20 protein-coding genes are annotated in these 26,041 nt (G+C 50.4%); 6 read left to right on the top strand and 14 right to left on the bottom strand.

Annotated features, from left to right (window positions below; translation table 11 throughout):
• Window positions 1–124: 124 nt before the first annotated feature.
• The 9 genes from Pla110_RS02270 to leuB form a co-directional block, all read right to left on the bottom strand.
• Window positions 125–1,138: a cytochrome-c peroxidase gene (locus tag Pla110_RS02270; protein ID WP_144992777.1), complete on the bottom strand. Its 1,014-nt coding sequence runs from the start codon at window positions 1,136–1,138 to the stop codon at window positions 125–127.
• A 700-nt stretch (window positions 1,139–1,838) separates the two neighbouring features.
• Entirely contained in the window at window positions 1,839–2,720 is an 882-nt protein-coding gene (locus Pla110_RS02265; protein ID WP_144992776.1) for a tetratricopeptide repeat protein, read from the bottom strand.
• A 400-nt stretch (window positions 2,721–3,120) separates the two neighbouring features.
• Window positions 3,121–6,882: a DUF7133 domain-containing protein gene (locus Pla110_RS02260; RefSeq protein ID WP_144992774.1), complete on the bottom strand. Its 3,762-nt coding sequence runs from the start codon at window positions 6,880–6,882 to the stop codon at window positions 3,121–3,123.
• A 498-nt stretch (window positions 6,883–7,380) separates the two neighbouring features.
• Window positions 7,381–8,133: a hypothetical protein gene (locus Pla110_RS02255; protein ID WP_231742831.1), complete on the bottom strand. Its 753-nt coding sequence runs from the start codon at window positions 8,131–8,133 to the stop codon at window positions 7,381–7,383.
• A 445-nt stretch (window positions 8,134–8,578) separates the two neighbouring features.
• Window positions 8,579–9,889, bottom strand: coding sequence for a DUF58 domain-containing protein (locus tag Pla110_RS02250; protein ID WP_144992770.1), 1,311 nt, complete (start codon window positions 9,887–9,889; stop codon window positions 8,579–8,581).
• Complete coding sequence (locus Pla110_RS02245; protein ID WP_144992768.1) at window positions 9,886–10,857, bottom strand: AAA family ATPase; 972 nt, start codon at window positions 10,855–10,857, stop codon at window positions 9,886–9,888. Before Pla110_RS02245 ends, Pla110_RS02250 begins: the two co-directional genes overlap by 4 nt.
• A gap of 182 nt (window positions 10,858–11,039) precedes the next feature.
• The gene (locus tag Pla110_RS02240; protein WP_144992766.1) at window positions 11,040–12,620 is read right to left on the bottom strand and encodes a hypothetical protein; all 1,581 of its coding nucleotides are present in this window, start codon (window positions 12,618–12,620) and stop codon (window positions 11,040–11,042) included.
• A gap of 3 nt (window positions 12,621–12,623) precedes the next feature.
• Window positions 12,624–13,805, bottom strand: a complete 1,182-nt coding sequence (locus tag Pla110_RS02235; RefSeq protein ID WP_144992764.1) for a hypothetical protein — start codon at window positions 13,803–13,805, stop codon at window positions 12,624–12,626.
• A gap of 339 nt (window positions 13,806–14,144) precedes the next feature.
• Complete coding sequence (leuB, locus tag Pla110_RS02230) at window positions 14,145–15,209, bottom strand: 3-isopropylmalate dehydrogenase (RefSeq protein ID WP_144992762.1); 1,065 nt, start codon at window positions 15,207–15,209, stop codon at window positions 14,145–14,147.
• Between the two features lie 393 nt (window positions 15,210–15,602).
• Between leuB and Pla110_RS02225 the strand changes: the two genes are divergently transcribed.
• Together Pla110_RS02225 and Pla110_RS02220 are read left to right on the top strand one after the other, a co-directional pair.
• Window positions 15,603–16,442, top strand: a complete 840-nt coding sequence (locus Pla110_RS02225) for a DUF6250 domain-containing protein (protein ID WP_144992760.1) — start codon at window positions 15,603–15,605, stop codon at window positions 16,440–16,442.
• Window positions 16,443–16,802: 360 nt separating this feature from the next.
• Window positions 16,803–18,104: a neutral/alkaline non-lysosomal ceramidase N-terminal domain-containing protein gene (locus tag Pla110_RS02220; RefSeq protein WP_144992758.1), complete on the top strand. Its 1,302-nt coding sequence runs from the start codon at window positions 16,803–16,805 to the stop codon at window positions 18,102–18,104.
• A gap of 308 nt (window positions 18,105–18,412) precedes the next feature.
• Here the strand turns inward: Pla110_RS02220 and Pla110_RS02215 are convergent, their stop codons facing one another.
• Window positions 18,413–18,862 (bottom strand): hypothetical protein, encoded by a 450-nt coding sequence (locus Pla110_RS02215; RefSeq protein WP_144992757.1) that lies wholly within the window; start codon window positions 18,860–18,862, stop codon window positions 18,413–18,415.
• Between the two features lie 124 nt (window positions 18,863–18,986).
• On the opposite strand from Pla110_RS02215, the gene Pla110_RS02210 reads away from it, so the two are divergent.
• A complete protein-coding gene (locus tag Pla110_RS02210; protein ID WP_144992755.1) occupies window positions 18,987–19,226 on the top strand; it encodes a hypothetical protein in 240 nt (79 codons plus the stop codon).
• 40 nt (window positions 19,227–19,266) lie between these two features.
• Here the strand turns inward: Pla110_RS02210 and Pla110_RS02205 are convergent, their stop codons facing one another.
• The 4 genes from Pla110_RS02205 to Pla110_RS02190 form a co-directional block, all read right to left on the bottom strand.
• Window positions 19,267–19,698, bottom strand: coding sequence for a hypothetical protein (locus tag Pla110_RS02205; protein ID WP_144992753.1), 432 nt, complete (start codon window positions 19,696–19,698; stop codon window positions 19,267–19,269).
• A gap of 341 nt (window positions 19,699–20,039) precedes the next feature.
• Window positions 20,040–20,480, bottom strand: a complete 441-nt coding sequence (locus tag Pla110_RS02200; RefSeq protein ID WP_144992751.1) for an SMI1/KNR4 family protein — start codon at window positions 20,478–20,480, stop codon at window positions 20,040–20,042.
• A gap of 147 nt (window positions 20,481–20,627) precedes the next feature.
• The gene (locus tag Pla110_RS02195) at window positions 20,628–21,959 is read right to left on the bottom strand and encodes a replication-associated recombination protein A (RefSeq protein WP_144992749.1); all 1,332 of its coding nucleotides are present in this window, start codon (window positions 21,957–21,959) and stop codon (window positions 20,628–20,630) included.
• 503 nt (window positions 21,960–22,462) lie between these two features.
• Complete coding sequence (locus Pla110_RS02190; protein ID WP_144992747.1) at window positions 22,463–23,506, bottom strand: DUF4912 domain-containing protein; 1,044 nt, start codon at window positions 23,504–23,506, stop codon at window positions 22,463–22,465.
• A gap of 774 nt (window positions 23,507–24,280) precedes the next feature.
• Here Pla110_RS02190 and Pla110_RS02185 point away from each other — a divergent pair.
• From Pla110_RS02185 to atpB, 3 genes are read left to right on the top strand one after another with little or no spacing between them, the layout of a single operon-like run.
• The gene (locus Pla110_RS02185) at window positions 24,281–24,622 is read left to right on the top strand and encodes an AtpZ/AtpI family protein (protein WP_197440448.1); all 342 of its coding nucleotides are present in this window, start codon (window positions 24,281–24,283) and stop codon (window positions 24,620–24,622) included.
• Entirely contained in the window at window positions 24,619–25,044 is a 426-nt protein-coding gene (locus Pla110_RS02180; RefSeq protein ID WP_144992743.1) for a hypothetical protein, read from the top strand. Before Pla110_RS02185 ends, Pla110_RS02180 begins: the two co-directional genes overlap by 4 nt.
• Window positions 25,045–25,093: 49 nt before the next feature.
• The gene (atpB, locus tag Pla110_RS02175) at window positions 25,094–25,987 is read left to right on the top strand and encodes a F0F1 ATP synthase subunit A (protein ID WP_144992741.1); all 894 of its coding nucleotides are present in this window, start codon (window positions 25,094–25,096) and stop codon (window positions 25,985–25,987) included.
• Window positions 25,988–26,041: the final 54 nt, after the last annotated feature.

Here is a 26,041-nt window from a genome sequence, read left to right as displayed (position 1 = left end):
GGGGATTGCCTCGCTGTCTCATTAAAAAACAGCATTTGCACTCGCATTTCAACAGGACGACAGGACTGATGCTTTCACTTAATCTGTCGTAACTTAATGCATAATTCTAATATCTATTAGCAACTTACTCAGGCAGTTCCGCAGGTGGCTCGATATCCGGGTAATCTTCGCTGGAGAGACCTTCAGTCATAAAGGTTACGAGATCGGAAATTTGCTCTTCGGTCAAACCGAGTTCGAACATTTCTTCATCGAGGTAAGGGTTGGCATTGCCACCTTTGTTATAATGTTCGACGACTTCCTTCAATGTCTCCATGCTGCCATCATGCATGTAAGGGCCAGTGCGGGCAATTTCACGAAGGGTCGGAGTTTTGAAAGAGCCCGTGTCGCCTTCCAGGTTGCTCACGGCGAATCGACCGACGTCGGTGTTTTTACCTTCTTTTACGCCGACACCAATGTTATGAAACGCATGGTCGGTGAAGTTGGGACCGCTGTGGCATGCCGAACAGTTCGCGGCACCTTTGAACAGTTTCAGGCCACGCTCAGCCGCTTCGGACAGGGCTTCTTTCTTGCCTGCCATGTATTGGTCGTAAGGAGCATTCCCGGAAAGGACTGTTCGCTCGAACGCGGCCAGCGCTTTCGCGACCCCTTCGGAGTTGGGTTCGGTTCCGAAGACTTTCTGAAAACGGTCCTGGTACCCTTTGGATTTTTTCAATCGATCGATCGCTTCATCGAGAGACATGTTCATCTCGATCGGGTTGGCAATCGGTCCCAGCGCTTGATGCTCTAACGTCGCGGAGCGACCGTCCCAGAACTGTGATTTGAAATAGGCTGAATTGATAATTGTCGGCGAGTTGCGATCTCCGCGGCTTCCTTCAAAACCAGCAGCATTCGGTTCCCCGTTGCTCCAACCCTTTTTCGGATCGTGGCAGGTTGCACAGGAAATGTCGTTGTCGCGCGACAACCGAGGATCGAAGTACAGCAGTTTTCCCAGTTCAATCTTTTCGGGAGTGGAAGGATTATCCTCTGGGTGAATCACCGCGGGCAGTCCGACCGGAACCGTAGGTTCATCGGCGATCGAATACGAGACGCCCCCCAGAAGAATCAGAGATGCTGTACTTAAAAAAATCGACTTGTTCATAGGATGCCTTCGCTCGTAGCAGTTATTTCACCGGTAAGATGCTTCAGTCAATGATAAAGTTCAAATCATTCCGTCTACAAAGTGATTACCGGTCGTCATCTTTGTAATGAACTTTAATGAACCGTTTCGACAGGATATCCGTTGTCCTGTATTGGCACTTTCATGAATCCGTGGGCAAGTGCCCCTGGGTTGGATGTAAGACGCCTGCGTGGCTTGTTTCAACAGTGTTGATATTAAAATCGACTGGAAACTACAGGTGATCGCCTCGTCTACAGTTTAGACGTTCCAGCCGCCGATGAGAACCAGTCCAGCGGTTCAAAGTCGATCTCAACCGATGATTATCCGAGGAGTTAACACTGAATTAACGTGCAGACGGGAACGCATTTGCGTCGTACATGAGGCTTCCCAAAAGTGGTATACGAATTCATTTACAGGAGAGGATGCGCTGGCATTCTACTGCAAAATGAAACTCGACACCTGAGTTCTACGAAGCACGAGGTCTATTGTAGACCTGCGGGTGGGCGAATTCAGCAAAGCCGCCCACGATTCCCATTTTCAAGAGTTTGGGTCAGAACTTCAAGCCAGAACGAATGCGAGACCGCTCTAGCTAAGGATTCTCTCTGCAAATGTCACCGGCTTGATCCGCACTGGGACGCCGGTTTTCTCTTCTGCAGGTGAATGCGTCGATTAACCAGTTTGACTAACGATTGATCGTTGCGGCGGTTCCGGAATGGGCCGGATCGGCATCAACACTGCCGGTGGTGATGGGAGTCGGAGCCATTTGGGCCGACTGCATCATGGGCACCTGCTGCATCGTCGTCATTGTCGGAGCATAGCCTGGTTGATAAGCCTGCCACTGACCAGGCAGAGAGGCTGTAGCCGTTCCATAGGGAACCGTATAGGGCGAATTGACCGCCGCAGTCCGGGCACGTTCACGTTGGATCGACATCGGTCCTTGTAGCGAGGCTAGCCGCGAGTGAACTTCAGGCTGGTTCCAGTTGTTCTGTAATGAATTCTGATACATCGCGACCGCTTGCGGAGTTCTACCGGTCGAATGATAGAGTTGTCCCAGCTGAGCTTGAGCCACCGGGTTATTCGGTTGCAGACGCAATGCCTGCTGCAAGGCAGCTTCGGCTCCTGCAGTGTTGCCCATTTCCCGTTGTTGCCAAGCCAGTTCCACATGCGCCTGGGGCAATTGTGGTTCGACGGCAACCCATTGCTGCATTAGCTGTAACGCTTCGGCAGAGCGTCCCTGTTTGTTGAGTAGTTCGGCCAGTCCGTGGTTGGTCGCTTGATGATCCGGACGCTGGTTCAAGGCTTGACGAAGCTGTTGCTCAGCCCCCTGCATATCGCCCTGTTTTTTCATCGCCATGGCCAGGTTGTACTGGTAGTTGGTGTTATCGGGATCGTCAATTGCCGCCCGTTTGAATGCATTTCGGGCCAGGGTGTAATTGCCCTGTTTATAGGCTGACACCCCTTCATTATTCGCAAACCAGCCATTGGACGTATTACAGCCAGTCATTCCACAGAGAACCAGCGTTAATACCGTACAGACTGAAATGAATTCGCTTACGCGGGACATGAAAGACGCCTTCCGGGTCCTGGTGACCGTTTATCACAGATAAAGTTATTCGTATGAAACCGCCGTGATGGATGCGGTTGTCCGAGAGGGTGCTGTCTGTCATTCGGGCTCAGAACTTGAGAGAAATTTACCCAAAAGTGACAAAAGCTGCGGAAATTTAGTGAGATCGCCAATCTGACGCAAGACCAGTTCCTTGCACCTCGAAATCGAGCTAAATGCCTGAAAACAGGCAATAAGCCGTATGAATGTAGCTTCCACGGATCGGAAACCGGCACGCTGCAGCCACTTCTGATGACAATAAAAAAAGCCCTGCACCGAAAATTCCGGGTGCAGGGCTAAGTTCAAAAAGTCTGGATTCGGGAAGTCTGATTTACAGGTCTCCCGGAAGAAACCAGGCGTATTATTTCGTCGGTTCGTTGAATTTGCTCGTCTCGATGTAAGCAAACATGTCGGCGATTTCCTGAAGAGTCAAATCCTTCAGCAGGCCGGTCGGCATGACCGATGTCTTGGACGGGATTTCCTCATCCAGTTGGTCTTTCGGGATTTCGATTTTCGTCGCATCGCTCAACAAGAGTACGAGGCTGTCCGGTTTGGTGTTATCCGGGACCGGCATGCCGTTGTGGATCAGGCCATCGTCGGTAATGACGGTGACCATCCGAAACTGGTCTGAAATGACCTGTGACGGCAAGAGGATCGATTCGATGATCTCTTTCCTCTGGAAGCGACGCCGCACGGAGGTCAGGTCGGGACCGACGTTCGCGCCCTCATTTCCAAACCGGTGACACTTAGCACACTTCGCTTTCTCAAAGGCAACCTTCCCTTTTTCGACGTCCCCTTTTTGACCTTGTGGGTCATTTTCCAGGTAGTCCATCAGCTGCTTAAGGCTGAAACCTGCCTCGGCGACATCGACTTTCTGCATTTCAGCAGAAGGGGCTTTGGGGAACTGCTCTGCGTAAATCGTTCGATAGAAAGCGAGAGCGGCGGCCACGTCTTTATCTTTACCATGAGGCTTGCCCGTCCAGCCCTGCAGTAATTCGACAGCCACTAGACCACCCTGATCGCCCAACTTCTGACCGGCCAGAATCGCCTGTCGCATCGGTTCGGCTGCTTCTGGTTTCTGCTCCAACTTTCGCAGGGCATTCAGACACAACTGCAACGTCGTGTTGTCACCAAACGCCAACGTACGGGTGAGTACTTCCCAGTCTTCTGCCTGAGGCTTCTCCGCGATGACTCGCGCCAATTGCTCGCGGCGGTCTGGAGTGTTCTCGTAGATCGTCCGCAAGGTTTCCCGAATTGCGGGCTGTTCACTCTTACCGAGTGACGAAATGAGCACGTTCACCAGTTCTTCCGAGCCAGCTCCTTTGCTCTGTTCCGCGTCCGATAGAATCGTTGTCACAACCGATTCGAAATCGGCGATCTCTTCCGGTTTACTCGTATTGAGAATCAATGACGAGGCGAAAGGCCGCGACACCCCTTCCAGTAACAAAGCTTTGCGATCTTCGGGGGAATACTTACTGATTCCCGAACTGACAATATTGGCGAGATAAGGAACAAAACTGTTGCCCCCTTCCCAGCTGCGGGTTCCTTCGTACCAGCTTAAATATTGACGCTGCAGGTCAGGCGTCCAACCGTTCCGTTTGTAACTGAGGAACATCGCCAGACGAATCTGAGTTTCCTGATCCGCAGCAGCTTCCAGATACTCAACCAGTTTCGGAGTCGCTTCGGCCACATCGAGATGAGAAAGCAATCGTGCCAGTTCGATATTCGCATCGGGCGAGTTCGTGGGAAAGAGTTCCAGAAGTTTCTGGCCCAACTGTTCCACGGGCTGACCTTCTGCACCCGCCATCATGGCGAGGGAAGCCAACCGCAATGTTTCCAGTAGCGTTCGGTTGGTCATGCCACCGCGTCCGAACTTCTGGAGATCGAGAACCTGCTCCATCAGCACGTTCGGCTCAATCGCATTCAGATTAGTTAAGGCAAGGAGGCCATAAGTCCGTTCACTCGGATTAGTCGACGCGAGAATATCCTTTTTCCACTGTTCGGCCGGAATCATTTCCAGCGAACGACGTGCGGCGAATCGCACGTGACGATCTTCGCTGCTCAGCAGTTTAATCAACGGCTCTTTTGGGGGAACCTGATTCAGACGAACGTAAGCTTCACACGCTCGGCGAGCGACCATCGGGTCGGTATCACGAAGCAGGCTTTCCAGTGCGAGGTAAGTTTGTTTGTCGGGATGATCTCCCAACAGCAAAGTCACGAAACTACGAACCATCACATTTTTGGAGCCGGCCAGTTCAATCAATAAGGAAAGTTCTGGTTTCGGTCCGAGTTGCGACAGCAATGTTAACGCTCGAATCTGTTCCGCAGGGGAACCTTTACGGGCATACTCGACCAGTTTCTGGTTCCACGCTTCTTCGCCTGCAGCCGTTTTAACAGCGACGGCATCTTCGCGTGCCCAAGCCGAAGTGATTTGTGGGAGTGCGATCAACTCTTCAATCGTAGTAGCAGAGACCGCTTCATGTTTTTCATCGCCATAGGTAACTCGATACAGTCCCCCTTCGGTGCGGCGTCCCCCCACGCAAAAGACCATTGATCCATCACGATCGACTTCGATATCGGAAACGTTCAATGGGTTTCCGGAGATGATCGTCATGAAGTCACTATTATAAGAGGCTCCCTCTTTTTTAAGAGGCACAGCCATAATACGGCCCATCGACCAGTCGCAGATCAGGAAGGAATCCTGTTCGCTTTTGGGGAACTGGGTGTGTTCGTAATAGATGACTCCGGTGGGAGAACCACGACCAATGTCGACGGTCGTTGGCAGGGAGTCGAGGAAGTACTCCGGCCATTTGGTGGAACCAGTTCGCCAACCAAATTCGGCACCGGGAACACAGTGGTTGACCCGTACCGGGCGATACCAGGGCATCCCTACATCCCATTCCATGTCGGAGTCGAATGTGAACAGGTCGCCGAATTTATTGAAGGCAATGTCGTATTCGTTTCGAAAACCAGATGTTTCACGCCACCATTCGGAGCCATCGGGAGTGAATCGCCAGATCGTTCCGCCAGGCTCAGTAATTTTCGAAGCGTGGCCACCCGCATCTTTGAAAGAGGGTTGCAGCAGAACCCCTTCGTAAGTGTGTTTCGCGGGTGAATTCGGCTGCATTTCAGCATCCATCCAAGCATGGTTACCCATGTTGTGATACAGCCATCCGTCTGGTCCCCAGACTACATCGTGTGGACCATGTTCGCCAACGCCGCTTTTGTTTTTTCCAATCAACTTGATACTGTCGGCAACACCATCGTTGTTCTCATCTGGTAACAGATAGACACCCACTCCTTCTGGTCCCTGCCCAACGGCATACAGATCGTTGAGGACAGTACACAATCCCTGGCAGTTCTTCATCTGATCAGAATAGGTAATCGTTTTGTCATAGATGCCATCGTTGTTTTCATCGGTGATGGTGACGATCGGTCCCCCTTCCTGAGAGGCGATCACACGACCGTTATTACCCCAGGTCATGGCGATAAGTGAACCCACGAGTTCAGGTTCCCCAATTCGTTCAATCTTGTATCCCGGTGCGAGTGCGTATCGATCCAGATAAGAATCTTTCAGTTCCAGTTCATTCCATGGAGAATCGGGATGAGCTCCGGAGACAGTGACCTTCTTCCAGCCTTCGCTGTTAAAGTCATCGGTTAACCAGCTTGCATCCGGTTTGGTGGATGTCGCCAGCCAATCGCCATTGGAATCGAAAGGAAAACTCGTCCCCCCCTGATCGCGAACTTCGCCATCGACGAACAGGCCAGCTTGTCCCTCACCATGATCAACCCGAACGGCAATCACGTTCGGTCCACGACCGACGATACCATTCAGAGAATAGCGATACAGCTCTTTACCGTTGCCTTTACCGACTTCCTGTCCATTCACCCAGACTTGAAACGGATCACTGCTGACCAGTCGCATGGCTCCTGTAGAAGGACCACCTGAACGAACCACCTGCCGGAACCAGACCGAACCGGACGGGGCATCTTCCCAGGCTTTCACGCCATTCTGCCAGATCCAGCTGGCATTGTAATTATCCTGTGCTTGAAGTGGACTGGCACTCCAGGACAGACAGAGGGTTAAAACCAAACAGGGAATAGATAACCAACGCAATGACATCAACTTCTCCTTGAGGAATCCCCCCGTACTGTTGTGACTTTAGGGCGGGAGGGTATCCGGCGATGAACTTTATGAAGGGGGCTCATTCCAGAGCCAATGGTGGGAATTCGCAATTCGACTTTCTGCGAACAGGTCTTCGCTATCGAACTGCGTCAATTGATTTAAGAGGGACAGGTCCCGCCAGATCCGGCGAGATCCCTGCAATCGACACTTTAATATGCTTTATGCTGACTTAAACGGTAAGGCAAAGTCAAGTCTGCGGTCGTATAGAAGCATATCGCGGGATTGCAGGGAGCTGTCCTGCTTTTCCTGTTACTGAGTGGCTGTTTGGTGTGCTACGCGGCTTTTTTGCAGTTCAAATCGGACGGTCCTGAAAGTCCACCCCGCAATACGGACCAAGATAATCACCGGCGGTATTCACGACCGATCAGGCAGATGTGATAGTTTTCGACGGGCTGCTATGAAGGCAACTCAGTAGTAACGGCGGCTCCATTAATCTCATTTTTCTGGCAAGTCACTAAATCGATGCTGCAACTGTTGATACCAATCTGCTCCGGGGTTGAGACTATAAACACCACTTACCTTTCCTTGCTGGTATAAGACCAAGATATTCGAAAAGTGAAGTGGGTAAATAGTATTAAATGATTCATTACTACCGTAGATTCTGAAAGGACCGGACTCTAGTTCTCCCGACTTCAGCGGCTTCTCTTGTCCAAAGATAGATTCGACTTCGGCCATGTTCATTCCAATTTCGAGTCGCGCGGCGTTAAATTGATTGCGCAGTTCGCGATTCTTCTCGTAATTCGCCTGGTGGGGAACAGCTCCGGCTCCTTTTAGAATGAGAAATGCAGCTGTCAAGCCAGGATCTGTTTGCGAGGGTGTCTCTGGCCGGGACATTACTTCTTTTTGCATCGCAGCCAATTCAACTGGCTCAAATTTGAGTGACTGTAAATACCAACTGAAGTCGTTAACTTCCTGTTGTTTTCCATCACCTTTTGGGGGTAGTATAAATTTGACAAATCGGTCTGCGACAAAGATCGCCCAGAGCGATTCTTCGATTTCGTGTGGGGTATTCTCAACGACCTCCGTAGTCAATAAACTTTCGCGGCAAAGTCCATAACTAATTATTGCAACGGCTTCTTCATCATGCTCGGTCGAAATGATAAAGTCGCCTCGCCACTGGACATCTTCGAGTATCTCACGTTTTGGTCTTCCCGCTTGAAAGTGCTTGAAGTCTTTTTCAACGAGCAAGTTGCAGGAGGAGAGTGACTCCGATAACGCTATTCTATCGACAGCTTGAACGGGTTGGTCCGGAGTATCGGCTGCGCATCCAATGGCACATATGAATAACAATCCTGAAAGCATGCAGTGCCCCGGAATCATCTTCAGTATATTAGTCAACGTTTTCACCCATTCACCTCATTCTTACGTCGTGATGTAGTTAATCATAATAATCTGCCATAAATTTCTGTGTCAGTTGTTATGGAGGTTAGGTTAGAAGCCTGTCCCCCCCAATACGCCGCGTTTTCAATTGACATTCTCTCTCGTCCAGACCAGTCGTAACAGCTAATAAGATACGACATGGCACTCAGCAAACGTGAACATGAAATGCAGGAATTATCATAGAGCGAGACTGGAAGCTGACGGCACCCTGCCTGATGCGAGAGGAAGCCTCCACAGATATACTGGACAATGTCTAGAGCAGATGACGGGCTTTGATATCGAGGTATTCATTGATTAACCGAGATGAAAGTTGTGTCGGGAGCGATTCCATGACCAGCAAACCGGACTGCCTCAGCCGCTGTAACTGTTTGGACTGGGTCGCGATCATTTCTCCCGCTGCGGCGACCTGAAACGCTTCCAGATTGTTTTCCGGGACAACTTCGTACCTTGCCTGAAGAGGCTCGTTCATTAAAAAGGCGGTTAACATCAAGTGGGGTGAACGAATTTGACGTAATTGGCGGCTGATCGATTCCAGATGAACTTCGTCCATTGCGTAGGTCAGCAGAATCACCAGCGACCGTTTGCGGTACCGCTTTCGCAGTTGCTCCGCCATCAGGGCGTAATCCGACGACTCATACCGAGGCTGCAGCTCGTACATCTGCCGGACCATTTTCTGAAGCGAGGCTTTGCCTCGCATCGGCCGGACGGACTGTTCGAGACGATTGGAAAAGGCAAGGACGCCCACCGTATCTCCCTGCCGCAGTGCCACATAACTGAGCAGAATCAGCGAATTGAGTGCCCGGTCGAAGTGCGAAATGTTGTCGACCTCATTGCACATTCCCCGACCGCAGTCGAGCAGGAACAAGAGGTTCTGATTCTTTTCCACTGTGTATTCGCGGCTGATCAACTCTCGGCGACGGGCAGTTGCTTTCCAGTCGATGCTGCGGTACTCGTCTCCGCGACGGTATTCCCGGAGGCGTTCAAATTCGCTTCCTCGTCCCAGAAATCGTGACATGCGAACGCCCGCTTCCGCCAATCGATTCTGCCGGGCCAGAAGTTCGACCTGTCGAACAGTTTGGATATCGGGAAAAATGTCGACCGGCTGGGGGATCGCCCGTTCTTCAAACAGCAACCAGAACCCAAACCGACTTTTCATACGGAGGAATAATCGTCCGAAAGAATTCTTCCCCCGTCGCGCGGGCAGTGCATGATAGGTGACATCAGTCTCGCGCTGCGGACGCAGAACGACGGTCGCAGGTAAGCCTTCGATAGTCGAGGGTTGCGGTGGCTCATCGTGAAGTTGCAGTTTCACAGTTTGTGGATTGCGGTTCTGGATTTCCAACTTAACCGGATTCGGCACTCCGACCGACATCGCTTCGCTCACCTTTCGTTCGACCTTAATGTGCTTGAACGAAGAAGAAAGGGAAAGATCGACCACCAGCAACACGAGTAGAAACACGAGTATATATTGACCGACCGTCGTCGCGACGGGAATCCAGATCCCTGCCACGAACGGAATAAGCAGTAGTAGCAAGATCACAATCAACCGAGGTTGGGGAATCATGTCCGGGGAGCCTCCACGTTCTCCAGGATATCCAACACGACCTGATCGGGCTCGGTGCCTTCAATTTCTGCATCCGGGTTCAACCGTAGACGATGCCTTAGCACCCATGGAGCAAGGGCTTTCACGTCATCTGGAATCACGAAGTCGCGTCCGCGGCAGGCAGCCATCGCTCGAGCGGCCAACAATAAATTCACCCCCGCGCGAGGACTAGCCCCCACTTCTATCGACGGCCAGTTACGCGTCGCGCTGATGATCTGGTGGATATATTCAATCACCGTGTCCTCGACAATAATTCGAGGCAAAGCGTTCTGAATCTTGAGGATCTCTTCCGTAGTTAACACCGGGCTGACATCGAACTGTTCCAACCGTCGGTTGTCTTTTCCGGAAGCGTACATTTTCAAAATACCGACCTCTTCGCTGGGGGGCGGATAATCGATCAGCAGCTTGAACATGAACCGGTCGAGCTGAGCTTCAGGCAAGGGGTAGGTCCCTTCCTGCTCAATCGGGTTTTGGGTCGCAATGGTGATAAAAGGGGGCGACAGTTTGTGCGTCTTGCCATCCACCGAGACCTGTCGTTCCTGCATCGCTTCCAGCAAGGCAGACTGAGTCTTCGCGGGTGCCCGGTTGATCTCATCGGCCAGCAACAGGTTGGTGAAAATCGGTCCCTCGTTGAAAATGAACTCCTGGGTCTTCATGTCATAGATCGACGTCCCGCTGACATCGGACGGCATCAGGTCAGGTGTAAATTGGATACGGGTCGATTTACAGGAAAGCACGCGACTCAATGTCGTCACCAACAGCGTCTTTCCCAAACCAGGAACGCCTTCAATCAGGACGTTCCCTTCCGCGAATAGCGCAACGAGAACAGCTTCGATCACTTCGGTTTGCCCGACGATGACCTTTTCTACTTCAGTGACTGCGGCATTGAATTTCGCAGAAATCTTCTCAGCAATCTGTGCCGTCTCCATGCGGTTCCTTCAATCATCCAGAGCGTTCATTATTAATTTATCAGAGTCGTTCTCGGCAAAACTATAAAGTCCCAAATCCCACCAAGTTGACGCGAACCAATATTCTAAAGCAGATCAAACAGCAAACGCGACCCTCTCCTGTCATTTTTTCAACTGTTCCACTTCCCCAAGAGCATTGCAAGCTACTGCTGCTCAACCTTAACGACACGAGCCGACACACGACTGGCCCCTCGTGTCCAATCAAAGGTAACCAGAATTTTGCTGGTCTGCGATTGAGGAAAAGTCCAGATTTCTAAAACCTTCTGAGCCGAGACACTTCGTAAACGAGTGACAGGATACCCCAACGTCAGCTCGACCTGTTCGAACGTCATTCCTTCCACGACGAAACCCTGTCGCATTGCATTCTCCGAAGAATTATCCGGTTGCGCGGCCTCCCACTCAGCGAGATTTTGCCAGCGTCCCTCCAGAAATGCATACCCCTGCTCTCCCAGTTCCTTTTTGACGGACTCGACATCGGGATACGTGCGAATGGTGCGGAGCAACAGTTCGATCGCCCCTTTCTGATCTCCGAGGAACTCGGTTCGATCCCGGGCGAGTTGCGGTACTGCGGCGGGTCCTTCCTCAGTGGCGCGGAGTTCCCGATTTTCCAACCAGCGCCGGACAACTTCTTTCGCCTTTTCCAGTTCTTCATATTCAAGAAAATAACGGCGGGCACTTAACATATCACTGCGGGTCAGTTGCTCGACCCGTTTCAGTTTAAATTCGAGACCCGCCTGACGGATCGACTTCGTCACCAAAGTTGATTCCGGCACTAACGTTTCCAATCGCTCTGCCAAGTCCATTCCATTACTGCCATCCTTCGCCAGTTGGCTAAGAAGAAAACGCTCGACCATGTCAGCATAAAACAACCGATGCAGCTCTAACCGGGCAAATCCATCTGCCTGTCGATATACATCCAGCGGTGCGGTTTCGTATTGCTGTTTTCGTTCTGCCGGAACCTCTGGCAGAGGTGCTGAGGCACCAGGTAATTGCGAGAGCAACGTATCGAGGAACTCTTCAAATTTGGCTTCGTTTAATTCGCCAGAAAGGACTTCGGCTCCCCATTTCCGAAAGGCTTCATGGCGCAATTCGAACTCGTATCGCCGACCTCGTGTCAGCTGCCCAGCGCGGTCGGCCAGACCGAACAGTCCCTTGTAGTTATCATTGCGCAGTTGTTTCCGTTCGGTCTGTAATCCCCCCGTATAAAGTTCCTCCGCCCGGGCGAGCAGATCGTTTTCTTCGTAAAACCGACCGTAGTTTTGAAATCGACGTGCCAGGTTGTAAAATGCCTCGGACGCGGAAGAACCGGGCTGTAAATTCTGTTGCCTGTCCTCTTCCTCCAATGAACGCAAATGCTCGAATCGACTCACACGGAAAAACAGATTTTCACTCTCGTCATAAGTTAATGCCCCTCGCAGACGCACGATATTGGAATCCTTATGTTCTCGATTGAATTCGATTCCCGTCGCCGGTTTGAACGGCAGGTCGGACTGCTGAAGTGTCATGTTCAGGCGAGTCATCGTTTTGAACCGACCTTCTACGGTGATATCTTCCCCCTGCTTTGCCCAGTACGGCCACTGGTCTTCCATCAGCAGTAAATCTTCGACGAACATATCATCCGTCGAAATCTCGTCCTCGGCAGCCTGCAGAAAGACTGGTCCGCAAAAGGAAAAACCAATCACGACGATATAAAACAGAATCTTTCGGAGGGACATAGTAAACATAATCTATTCCTCTCCTTCCGTCGCGACCGGTTTCGTCGTCGCCGCAGCGGCCGTCGATTGCATTGCCAGCAAGCTTTCGAGTTCTGCCTGAAATTCTGTTTTCTCTTCGAACATTCCGAGTGGTCTGAGCGTTTGAGCGTGAGTCCACAGAAAGGAATCTTCACAAATGAGAAGCCACCAGTTTGAAGATTCTTCCAAAGGTTCCAGACGATCACAACGAGTCGCGAGTAAGAAACGCTGCTCACCCTGTCCATTGGCAGGTCCTGACGTGACTGCTTGTTCTGGCAGACGAACTTTAACTTGAAAGATTGCTTTGTCCTGAGTGATGGGGGCTTCGATAAGCAGCCATTTCCCATCCTCTTCTTCAATCACCTTCCCCCATAAATCCAATACGAACCACTCTCCTCCTCTGTACTTAATGTAAGGTCCCGGTTGGTCTTTGACGGGAAGGACCATCAACGTCTTCAGGTACTGCAGTAATTCTGAAAACGATTGCTCGCTCAGTTTTTGTTGGATAGCGAGTTCGCGATGATACTGCTGAACTTCTGCAGCGCGCAAGTCGTCCAGTTCCAGAATGATCGCCGATTGACTGGCGATCTCGAACTGTATTGCGGCATCGTCCAGTTCATTCTGCTCCAGTGCTTCATAAGCACGTGCGACAGCGGTGGTGTAGTTTTCTCGTGCCCATTGCTGTTGAGTGCGCCACCAGTAGAGGTAGCCTGAAACCGAGATCAATAACAACATGGCCGCGATCATTAACCGTAATGGAGTAAACAGGCGGCCCGCGCGCTGCCGAAGCGGAATTCGCGTTTTAACGGGAAGAGAAGCTTGCTCCTCCGACATGAGATCATCCGAAGTGACATCGTCCCTCATGGGGACGGCATCTTTCGCCCCCTTTTCCGCATCTACAGTCTCGGGATCATCTGCCTCTTCACGATCTTTTTTACGACGGCTTTTTTCGGATGCAGTTTTCGGTTTGTACCCGCGAGGGGGCCGAGGAATCGGAAACGGGCTGATGGGCAAGATCAGAAATCGCGTCCCGCAGACGGGACAACTTCGCCGCTGCATCGTGGGTTCACGCTGCGCCTGTAACACTTCACCGCAGGGACAGGTCTGACGGAATGTCTCATCACGGCGGGGGGCGTTCCCGGTCAGCAATCCAGCAGCTGATTCAAACCAACCCACGATATTGTACTTCCATCAGGAAAAAGAACATCCGGTTCAGAGTAGAAGCCTAAACGCAGATACAGAAATGAGATGTGTCTTCCGGGCGAATCAAATCGCCCTGCATTCCCATTATTGACCTCCCATCAGGAAGGGTCAATTCCAGCCTCGCCACAACGCTATCTTTTCAGCACTTTTGTTATATTCTTCTGTTCTCGATTTCAACATACCGCGACCAACACAACCATGCGGGGAAACATTCGAATGACATTAAAAAAGTGACGTCCCCTACAGAGAACGTCACTTTCGCGTTATTGGATACCTGAAAACGCGTCCCTTGGACGGTTTTTATGGAATTGGTTAGTTCAGTTGTTCCAGAACATGATCGGCCATTTCGACGGTGCCGATGCTCGGTTGCCCGTAAGCGATGTCTGCCGTGCGGTGGCCAGCACCCAGTACAGTGTCGACTGCCTGTTCGATCAAGGCCGCTTCTTCTTCCAATTTCAGCGAGTGTCGGAACAACATCGCCGTTGCCAGAATCGTCGCCAGAGGATTCGCTTTACCCGTACCGGCAATATCGGGGGCAGATCCATGAATCGGTTCGTACAATCCCGGACCGCTCGAACCGACCGAGGCCGAGGGCAACAGCCCCAACGAACCGGGCAGCATCGAAGCTTCGTCAGTCAAAATGTCTCCGAACATATTTCCCGTGACGACCACATCGAAATCTTTCGGTCTGGAAATCAGATGCATGGCCATCGCATCGACCAAGACCACTTCATATTGCAGGTCGGAGAATTCTTCTTTCATAATGCGGTCCGAGACCTGACGCCACAGACGAGAGACTTCAAGTACGTTTGCTTTGTCGACGGAGGTCACCTTGCCCCGACGTCCCCGAGCCGCTTCGCCCGCCAGACGTACGATTCGCTCCACTTCAGGTACAGAATAAACCATCTCGTTATAGGCGACGGTATCATTCTCTCGTCGTCCTGAATCACCAAAGTAAATTCCGCCGGTCAGTTCTCGCAGGAAAAGGATATCCACCCCTTCGACGATTTCCCGTTTCAGTGGTGACGAGTCGAGCAGATGTTTGCTCGGGTTGATGGGTCGCAGGTTGGCAAACAGATCCAGCTCTTTGCGAATGGCCAGCAAGCCTTTTTCCGGGCGAGTCTTGGCGGTGGGGTCATCCCATTTCGGCCCACCGACAGCTCCGAGCAAGATTGCCTGCGATTTTTTACAGGCAGCGATGGTCGCGGCGGGAAGAGGATCTCCATATTTATCAATGGCGATCCCACCAATGTCGTGACTCTCCAGATGGAAGGTGTGGCCGAATTTCTTCGCGACAGCATGAATGACGCGCTCCGCCTGAGCAACAATTTCCGGTCCAATCCCATCTCCGGGTAACAATACGATATTGGCTTCCACGAATATTAACTTTCATCTGAGAAACGATCTGAACACGTTACGACTACTCGCCTGCGGTTTGATCTTCAAATTGGTCAGTCCCCAGGGTCTGTCCGAGAGGCCAGCAGGCAAGACGCCTAACTTACCCTCTCTCGCCCCAGAAAAAAAGCGATCACCGTTCCTCCCTCTGAAACAGAGGTCCAAGATGCGACCTTCCAATAATATAGCGGGCGTCATGCTTAGCTCATCTAGCTCGACTATCCGGATCGCCAAACTTCCGGTTGCGGAAATTATTCCTGCTTTAACAAAAAAACGGTATTCCGGACTATTTATACACGTTCCATTTGTACAGAATTGATATACCTTAAACTTTTCCTCCAAAGGTGCAAACCATTTTTTTTAAGGACCAAAAACATGCTGGATCGACTTACCCTGAATGGACTCTGGCAAAAAAAGACGGATGGACGTGGAATCAGTTCTCGCAAATTCGCAGCAGGCGTCAATTCTCACGCCTATCAACTGGAAACGCTGGAGCCTAAGCTGATGCTGTCAGGCTCCCATTTCTTCGGGCCCCAAACAACTGTCGATGAAGATTTCGAAGATGGCACTGCCGACGACTTCACCGTCAACGATCCGGACCTCTGGTCTGTCGTTCCTGACGCAAACGGCAACATGGTCTACCAGACCAACGGCCAGGAATTCAAAGGACTCGCCACCGCTGTGATCGACGTCCCTGGTCGCCTCAACAAGAAGTTCACCATCTCAGCTGATGTACGAGCTGTCGGTGGACTGAATCGTTGGCTCGATGGATTTATCGTCTTTGATTACCAGAGCGATACCGATTTCAAATTCGCTGGTTTCTTCGCTGGTCAGAACCAGTGGGTCATCGGCCACTTCGATGGTGACTTCTCCGAGCGAATCGCCCAGGTCGACCTGGACGAAACCGGTGAAGGTTCTATCGATCCTAACAAAACTTACCACCTCGACGTTGTTGTGAAAAACAAAAAGGTCCAACTCCTGGTCGATGGTGAAGAAGTTCTCGATGCCAAATTCAAAGGACGTGACAAACTGAACGATGGCAAAGTGGGCATGATGACCTACAACACCGTCACCCAGTTCGACAACTTCACCGTCCAGGAAAAACCGTCCGGGTTCGGACATCATTTCCGTTCCTTCCTGAACATCTTCAAAAATGACGACCTATTCAACCTGTGCGACAACTCCGGCTGGGGACATTCCCGCTGGCGTAGATAATAAAACAGACTGATTGATTCAGTCCGTTTTTTGCAACAAAAAAAAGCCCACCGTTTCTTATGGAACGATGGGCTTTTTTGATTTGGTAAACACGACTTATAGAAATAAGCAGAAGGTTAACGGACATCGATAATTTTCGTTATCTATTTTTACAAATCCCTCCTCAGCTTCGCTCGCAAATCACTCGATTTCATCATCGGCGAAATATCCTTAAGAGAGGAGCATGAAGATTAGAAACGATTTAATTAACAAAGAACCAGTGAGACATTTTCAGATTGCCTGTTGGTTCCGACCGCAAGCTGCTTTAAGATGTTGATGCCAATTCTGAATACCCATTCACCTCTCAAGGACACGCTCATCATGTTCCGTTCCTTCTGGACTCTGATTGCTATCTCTGTCTGCTTCCTGGTCGCATTTTCGTTGGTGACCGTCCCCGCTTATGCCGATTTTAAAGTGGGCGCCGCTAAGACAGTCATCACACCTGATCCCCTGCTGCCAATCTCCGGTGGTGTAGGCCCGGGGCGGGAAGCGACAAGCAAGAAGGGAGAATTGACGGCCCGCGCGATGGTGCTGGAACAGGGAGAAACGCGGGTCGCGATTGTGGGGCTGGACCTGCTCGGATTCCCGAGCGTATTGTCCAATCGTGTGCGGGAACGCATCCGCGATATCCCTGGCGAGAACATCCTGGTCGGTGCGTCGCACACTCATTCTGCTCCGGATTGTTATGCATTCCCAAACCCCGCAACGGGGGGCCACACTGGCGATCTGGAATACATGGATTTCGTCTGCGATCAAATCGTCGAGGCAATTAAGCAGGCATACTTGAATCGCCAACCCGCCTCCATTCGAGTGAACACGGCGGAAGCAGAAGGTCGGATTGCCTACAACTATTACGCTCCTGATTTATATGACCGGCGGATGTCCGTCATTCAAGCTGTCGACGCCGATCATCAGCCCATCGTCACGCTGGTGAACTACGCTCTTCATCCTGAAGTATTAGGAACAGGCCCTGGGATAGTCAGTCCGGATTGTATTGGACCTATGTGCGACAAGATTGAAAGCGAAGCGGGGGGAATGGCTCTGTTTATGAATGGTGCCCAGGGGGGAATGGTGACCGCCGACAACAGAAACCTACAGGAACCGAAAGAAGACGGACGTGGTTACTGGCAGGATCAGAGAACCTGGGAGGAATGCCTCCGGATCGGACATCAGATGGCCGATGAGTCGCTGCGAATTATCAAACCTGCGAAAGAGCAATCGAATCCAGACCTCTATTGCAAAGCGGAACAGATTCGCTTCCCCGTAGATTCTCCGTTGATGTGGGCGATTATTACCGCTTCGCCCCTCAACTATCCACACAACGACGATCAAAGCATCTCCACTCAGGTGAACCTGATCAACCTGGGAAACATTCAGATATTGACGATCCCCGGAGAGGCGCTACCGAATATCGGGTTCTATCTTAAGCGTAAAATGAACGGCAAACACAATGTGCTATTCGGGCTCACGAATGACGCTTTCGGTTACATTATGACCGAGGTCGATTACTACAGTTTCCCACGCTACAAATACATCTCGCAAACCTCCCTCGGCGAACAGACCGGAGAGATCCTCATCAAAGAGGGCCTGCGATTGGCGAAAGAAGCTCCCCAGCCGGAGTGAGAGTCATTTGCGTGAAAACTGGAACGGTATGACCGAGAGCCTATCCTGAAATCGAGCCCGGTTCACCCATAGTCAGGCGAACGAATAAACGACGATCTTCAGGAGGTTGGAAAACGTTCGTAATAACTTGGAGTATACGGACTCGTGCTCCATTTGACAGAATGAGCACAAACATACGCATTTGCTTCTTTCAGGTTTTGAATGTTTACCGGAGGATCAAGTAAACAGCCTAAGTCGACTCCCACCTTATCTTCGTCTTCATACCAGAGAAAATGCATACCGTCCTACCATACATTCGACAAGATTAATTACAAATTGGCATCATAATAGCCTCTGCAGAAAAGTGAAAAAGACTCGATTTTGTTTTGGTAAGGAACGTACAGACCCACCCCCTTATCGAGGCTAAGGTACATCGACCGATCAAAAGGCTGGGTAAAAGTAATTCCACAATTCCTTAGTCCATTCATAACTTCAGAAAAATGAGTCCCGAATATATCGACATCCATAAAGATTGGTGACGATAGTTCCATGAGTTCAATTAAGGAAAGTGAATCTTCAGAGTTGTATACGAGTTGAATATCTAACTCAGGATAAGTTTCAAAACTCTCAAAAGTTTCAGTCCCTTCGATTAGCTGCGTATCTGTGATAGGCGCAGAAGATGAGACTGTTGCGATCTCGGCGCTACTCATTCCAAATCGAAATGGACCGTAACCTACAAAAGGGACGATTGAGAATGGAGGTATAATGTCATGTTTCATTCTAAAGAACCAATCATTTCAAGAACTAGTGTCATAATCAAAGCTGATTTTCTTTAAGACAGTATCGTAGAACTTGTCGAAACGCTTCTGAAAATCACCGGATGTATCTTCAGAGAGTGTAAACATGACCGACCTCCTGGTATGGGTAGTTGCCGACAGAGAGACTCACCGGAATGTCGAGAAAAATGAAGCGGCTTTTGCAATTGTGCACGAACCTGAAGTAGGCCGCATCAGTGGAAGTGGTTATCTGCCGACCTACGATGACTCTTTATTTCCTTCTGTAAAGCTTTTTCACATTGCGCCCGAAACCGAAAACTTGATGTGTTCAATTAGCCATTTGTTAGGTGAATCAAAGATACGATAGCTTAATGTCGAAGTAATGAAGGCACACAGCGACTATCAAGTTAGAAAAAGCATACTTCGGCAATCAAGTTGATAAGAATTATTAATAAGAAGGCTCCCCCACCTCCCCAGTAGACATCGCGTCTGGAAATCAAACGGTTGCGATGGAATGCAATCCGTCCTCCCACGAAACCTCCCACTGCGATTACAAAAATATTTAAAACCGCACTTACCAGAGGGAGAATAAATAGTCCAAATGCAAAGAGATGATCTGATGGGACTATCCCGAGCAACGACAAAACCAGGGCCGTAAACGAGTGCAGGGATGCATAAAAGGTAGGGCGAAAGGAGGAAAACTCCATTGCCATTACCCACAACACAAAATGAACACAGGCGTAAAATATACACATCTTCAGAATTGAAACAAATAGCAGCCGTTTTTGATCACCCGGATACGACCCCGTAAGATGGCTTGATGGAATTTCAATGTTCATGAATTCTGAGTTCCATTAGGGCTGATATACTTGGCAGTCGTTCCAAAGAACTCTCAAGCTGCGCTAAGCATGTTTTTCGTCAGAAAGCTCAACAATGTGACCAGAGGCAGTTTCAAAACCATAGAAACACGAAACTGATTGGACTAGCAACTGCATCGACATGCCTCTTCAACGAAGTCTTAAACAACGCTATGCCTCCGAAACTTCATCCGTCGTTGGAACGGTATCTGCCAGCGTCCAGAATGGGCCATGCATACGAACAGAAGTCTGCTGGATAGAAGAATTTTGCTTTCGCCAACCGAATAGAGTTCCGCCTTGATGTTGACCGGAAAAAGTAACATTCAGTCGCTTAAAAGATAAGGGATTAGACATTTGATCCATTCTTCAAAACTATTTGCAACAATTTCCTCTTCTTTATCCAAATACAAGGTTAAATCATCAACCTCATCAGTCTCGCTGTCAATTGAGACTAAACGCCAATTGGCTCCTACATCAAATCCGATTGATAACCCAGCGTAATCGTCGCCTATTAGTAGTACGTTTCCAAATTCTTTTGCACGTTCTCTAAAGACTGTATAAGGCGATACAATAGATCTGTATATCATAAATGAGTTACCTATACTCATTCCACCAAATTCGGCCAGAAAGTCAACGTAAGCTTCTGGTATATTCTTGTAATCAGATTTAAGACTCGTGATTAATTCTGGTGGCGTGGGGATGAAACCAAAACTTTGAGGATGTCGTTCAATCCAATTCTTAATATCTGAATAATCTGTACTCATCTACTTTAACTCTTCTTCTAGATATTGCTCAGAATTTAGGACCTGTTCCACAAAGACACAGAACAACTTGGCCTGTTGACTGCAATGCGATGTCCACCGAAAGAAGACCCGATTCAGTAACAGAGTCTGTAGTCAAACATCCCCCCTTCACTCCTCCCCGTCCTGTTGGGCCTCTCGTTTGCGGCGTTTGTATTCTTCAAGGCGTTTGCGGAGGGTGGCTTCATATCCTCGCTCGACAGGTTGGTAGTATTCTTTTTCGACTCCCAGATAATCCTGGTTGACCCAACCCTCCTTCGAGTTGTGGGCATAAGCATATCCTTCGCCATGTCCCATTTTTTTCGCGCCGCTGTAATGGGCATCTTTCAGATGAACCGGTACAGGAATCACGCGCTGCTCGCGGACATCCTTTAAAGCGCTGTCGATCGCCACGTATGAGGCGTTCGACTTGGGGGCGAGTGCGACATAGATGGTTGCCTGCGATAGAATGATTCGAGCCTCCGGCAAACCGACAAACTCCGTTGCCGCCGCAGCCGAATTGGCGATCACCAGTGCCTGAGGATCGGCGTTACCGACATCTTCCGCTGCGGCAATCACAATCCGTCGCGCGAGGAACCGGGGGTCTTCCCCTGCTTCGATCATACGGGCCAACCAGTAGATGGCCGCGTCGGGGTCACTGCCGCGCATACTTTTGATAAACGCACTGGCAGCATCGTAATGTTCGTCGCCATCGGCCGAGTACTGAATCGCTTTTTTCTGGATCGATTCCTGCGTGACTTCTAACGATAACAACTTCTCTTCTTCCGGAAGAGAGAGAACACCGATCTCGAGTGCATTGAGCGCCCGGCGGGCATCGCCATCACAAATTTCGGCCAGAAAGTCGAGGGCCTCGGGATCAGCCTGTACCTGGTACTGACCGAGCCCTTTGGTTTTGTCCGTGAGTGCTCTGTTTAGTAAAGTGAGAATGTCCTCGCGTTCCAACGCCTTGAATTCAAAGACCTGGCTACGGCTTACCAGAGGGGAAACGAGCGAAAAAAACGGATTCGCCGTCGTCGCTCCGATAAGTCGGATGACGCCCGATTCAACATCGGGAAGCAGTACGTCCTGTTGAGCTTTATTAAAGCGATGCAATTCGTCGATGAACAAGAGCGAACGCTCGCCCGAGGTTTCCAAAAATTGCCGCGCTCGTTCCAGTTGTACGCGCAGTTCTTTTACACTGGAGGCGGCCGCATTCAAACGAGCGAAATGAGATTTGGTGTGATTGGCAATGACCTCGGCCAGAGAGGTCTTCCCTGTTCCTGGCGGGCCATAGAATACGACAGAAGAAATACGGTCCGCCTGCAACATGCGGCGGAGCAGTTTTCCTTCCCCCAGGAAATGCTGTTGCCCCACATACTCATCCAGCGAGCGAGGTCGCATGCGTGCAGCGAGCGGTTGGGCTGACTCCAAATGGCCCTGCTCAAGCTGCTTAAATAAGTCCATAAAAAAACCTCCACCTGGAGACAGACTGGTTAACGACTTGCATTAGACCCGAATTAGCTAAAGTGGGTACCCCGCGAAAAGACCGGATGACCCGGGTACATGCCCGGTATGATCCAAGACTCAACAGACTAGGGTTCCCTTCGGATAGATGCTTGTAGGGTCTACATTCGAACCAGAAATTGCCAAGGTAGAGGCCAGGGGGCAGACTTCGGCAAGAACAAAATCAGATTTCATTCCCGTTAAGGCTGCCGCCTGGTGACTCCTTGATAATTGTGACTCCTTGAGAATCACACCCACATCGTATCCCGCGCCTGCGCATCGGACAAGCGGGAAAGTGACGATTCCTGATTTTGGTTCCAGGTCGAAAAACGAATCCCAGAATGTTCTTGACGTTTAACCTGTTCTACATCGATTCGCAACATTCAGCGTTCTCAAACGGAACGACGCTTTCCTCTAAATGACCACGATAGTGTCTGAAACTAACGCACCAAGCCACCCTGTCACTACTCATCTTCATCATCCAAATCAGGCCGCATTCCCAAAATCTGCGGTTCAAGCTTACGCCGGTTCAACTCGACGGTCAGTACGACAGTCTGTTTTTTGCGTCCTTCGTCGGTTGTTTCCACTACGGGAATCACCTCGCGTCCCGGCGCAAACGGCATGGAGACTTCAAAGGCTCCGTTTCTGTCCAACTCCACGGGCTCGCCCAGAATTGTCACCACGCCGCGCGGATCGCCCGTTCCTTTTAAAGTCCATTCCAGTTCGACTTCAAAAACGCCGGTCGCTGCAACAGTTCGTGGATGACTGGATCGCCCCTGGATCAACTGAGCAATCGATTTCAAATCGTTTAACTCCTCACTTCCACCATCTTCTTCTCCCGTTTCGACTTCAGCCAAGCCGTCCACAATGGCCGATCGAGAGACTTCCCGCGGTGTATCGACGCTTTCTGAGCAGGCAAGCTGGTAGAACCGTCCATCCACAGTCAGCAGGCCCAATTTAACACGAAACCGCCGTTCCGGTTCAGGTACAGGGAAATACCACTCGCGAAACCGATCCGAGATTTCGACCTGGTCGATCTGACTTTCCTGCGACGTACCGGCCGGTTCGAGATCAACTTGAAAAAGCCGCAAAACCGGTTTCACCGTACTCCAGGCCGCTGCCAGCGAGACTTCTGCCCGCTCCAGCGTTCGGGGCGACAACGCCCAACGGAGCCGGAACCAGTGCGAGCTAAGCAATTCAATCTCCAATTCGTCGGTTTCCGCCTGAGCTGTCAAAACCTGGCTTTCAGATGCTCGCAGTGATAGAGCTCGCTTCCCCGTTTCGCGTCCCGGATCGTGACGTATCAACTTAACTCCGGAACGATTGGACGTTGCCGACGAATCAGTCGACTTCTCCCTAGCCTGAAGCTCGTCATCGATATTTCCAGCATTCATGAGCCGCTCGATCAGCTCTTCCTTCTTGAGCAGGTGCCAGCCACGAATTCGGTGCGTTTTGGCCATTTGAGCCAGCTCTTTACGAGAATGCTCCCGCAATTCTTCCAGCATCATGATGAAGAGCCCCCCGAAGATAGTCAGGAATCAGAGATCGTCGTCGCCAATTGCCTGCCCGCAAAATACCAGCGAAAGACGCAAAAACACCTTTCTCATGGAACGATCACCAAATTAGAGATCGCTCATTTCTGGAGCGCAGACAGAAATTGAATCAGCACAATATGTTCAATACACGACCATTTGCCGCGTAAGACTTCGTGATGCAATGCATTCTTAAAGAATGGACGACCGAAATTGGATCGGCGAACTTCTCGCGAAATCCAGGGAGGAAGATATAGAGAATGAATTAAGCAGAAATGATGTGAGCTGAGAGGCAACCACCCGAACGGGTCAATCACGTAAACACAGCGATTATAAAATAGAGCGATCTAAGAATAATGATCGAGAACGACGTCGCTGATAGGGAAAATGAAATGCAGTGCCAGCGATAATTCCCGGCGGGACTCAACACGCGGAATCGCGAGCTGAAAATGAAATGGGAAAAAGTTTCCACTTACATTTGTACCGGTACTGAAGATGATTTTCAATCCCAGAGCCCCCAATCGGAGCCGTGGAGCAACATTCGCACACTACGGTCGTCTCGCCTCAAACACGCGAAAAATGGGAATCAGGCTCTCACATTCGAGAATCCGGAAATATAAAATATTCTGAGAGCTGGCATCTTTGACATCGCTTTGTAGCCTGCGTAGACTCCCCCGTAGATGAGAAAGAAGTTGCAGAAGTAATGAAGCTTATTGCAGGTTCGACCATCTCCAACCAATGAGATATGGCATGAAACGTCCTCCGGACAAAAAGCCCCCCATGGTCGCCGCCATGCAAGTGGCGAATGAAGTTTCGACAATCGGAATGTCATTCGCCTTGCCCCCGCTAGGGGGATACTGGCTCGACTGGAAACTGGGTACATCTCCCTGGCTGGTTCTCGTCGGAGCTGCCCTTGGATTTGTGGTCGGAATGAAAATGATATTCGAACTGACCAAACGCCTCGGCAACTCTAACACGTCCAACTTTAAACCGAACGGCCCCCACTCAAAAGAGAATCGCTCTTCGCAGAACGATTCTTCAACGAGTAGCTCTCCACCGAGCGATACAGGGCCGAGTGACACGAAGAAGTGAATCACCCTCCGGAACGTCCTACCCCTCGGGGTTACTCGATCACACGATTAACCCTAGGGACTACTGCTCTGGCAGTGCTATTGAGTGTGCCCGCCTATTATCTGGCAGGTACAAAGGGACTGGAAGGTTTAACTTTTGCCGCTTTTTTGTGTCTGGTCCCCGGTTGGCTAGTCTTTCTCATCTACAAACGGTATGGTGATTCAACGAAAGTTGCGATCCATTTCCTGATAGGTTCCAGCATCAGAATGGCCTGTGCCCTGATCGGTTTTCTCTACATGGAAATGACCAACCGTTATTCTTCCCCATCAGAATTTGTCGTTTGGCTGGTTCTACTGTTTCTGTTCACCTTGGTGATCGAAACGAGAGAAACAATCCTGGTTCTCCGGGCTGGCGAATCTAACGACTCCCCATATAAGCAATAGTCTTACACTTGTTACCTGACCACTCAACTTCGACTGCAAGACGGAAATAATGGCCAGCGAGGACACTTTCCATCACGTTCGGGACTTCCCTTACTTCGAACTCCCGTTCGGTGAGAAAATCGATCTACCCGCGATTGGTGATTTTCAAATCACCAAGTTCATGGTGCTGCAGACGATTGCGTTCCTGTTTTGTTTAATCGTGTTTCGTGGCTTAGCCTCGAAAGTGCGTGGCGGCAAGCCAGTGACCGGTTGGTGGTGGAATGCGTGGGAAGCGATTGCACTATACGTTCGAGACAAAATTGTCCGACCTACTATCGGACACCCTCATGCTCATCCGCACGGTGACCATGACGAACACGACCGCGGCGGTGTTCACGACCCTCAAGTTCATCACAACGACGGAGTCGATCATCCCGCTGATAAGTACCTTCCATTTATATGGTCCTGTTTTTTCTACATTTTAATCTGCAACCTGCTCGGTGCGATTCCCATGATGGGTTCCGCCACAGGGAACATTAACGTCACTGGCGTCCTCGGGGTTTTTGCCTTCCTGATGACAATTTACGCGGGTGTCAGTACATCCGGAGTGACCGGCTTTTTCGCGTCACTCTGCCCTACGATGGATTTATCTCCTGGAATGAAACTGTTTCTGGTCCCGATGATCTGGGTCATTGAATTTCTAGGGTTCTTTATTAAACACGCTGTACTCGCCATTCGATTGTTTGCCAACATCATGGGTGGCCACACGGTACTGGGTGTCATGTTGATGTTCATTGGGATGGCGGCTCAACAGGGAACCCTCCTGTTCTTAGTCGTCACGCCTGCCAGCATCGCCGGTCAAATTGGCATTGGCCTTCTGGAACTGCTCGTAGCCTTTATTCAGGCTTACGTCTTTGCCATGTTGGCGACTCTGTTTATCTCTGCTTCGGTCAACCCGCACTAGTTTTAAACACGAATTAATTAACCAGAGACGTACTGTCTCAACAGTTAAATAAAA

Source organism: Polystyrenella longa (assembly GCF_007750395.1).
GTDB lineage: Bacteria > Planctomycetota > Planctomycetia > Planctomycetales > Planctomycetaceae > Polystyrenella > Polystyrenella longa.
Note: the sequence above shows the minus strand (reverse complement) of the source record. Positions and strands in the feature narration are given on the sequence as shown.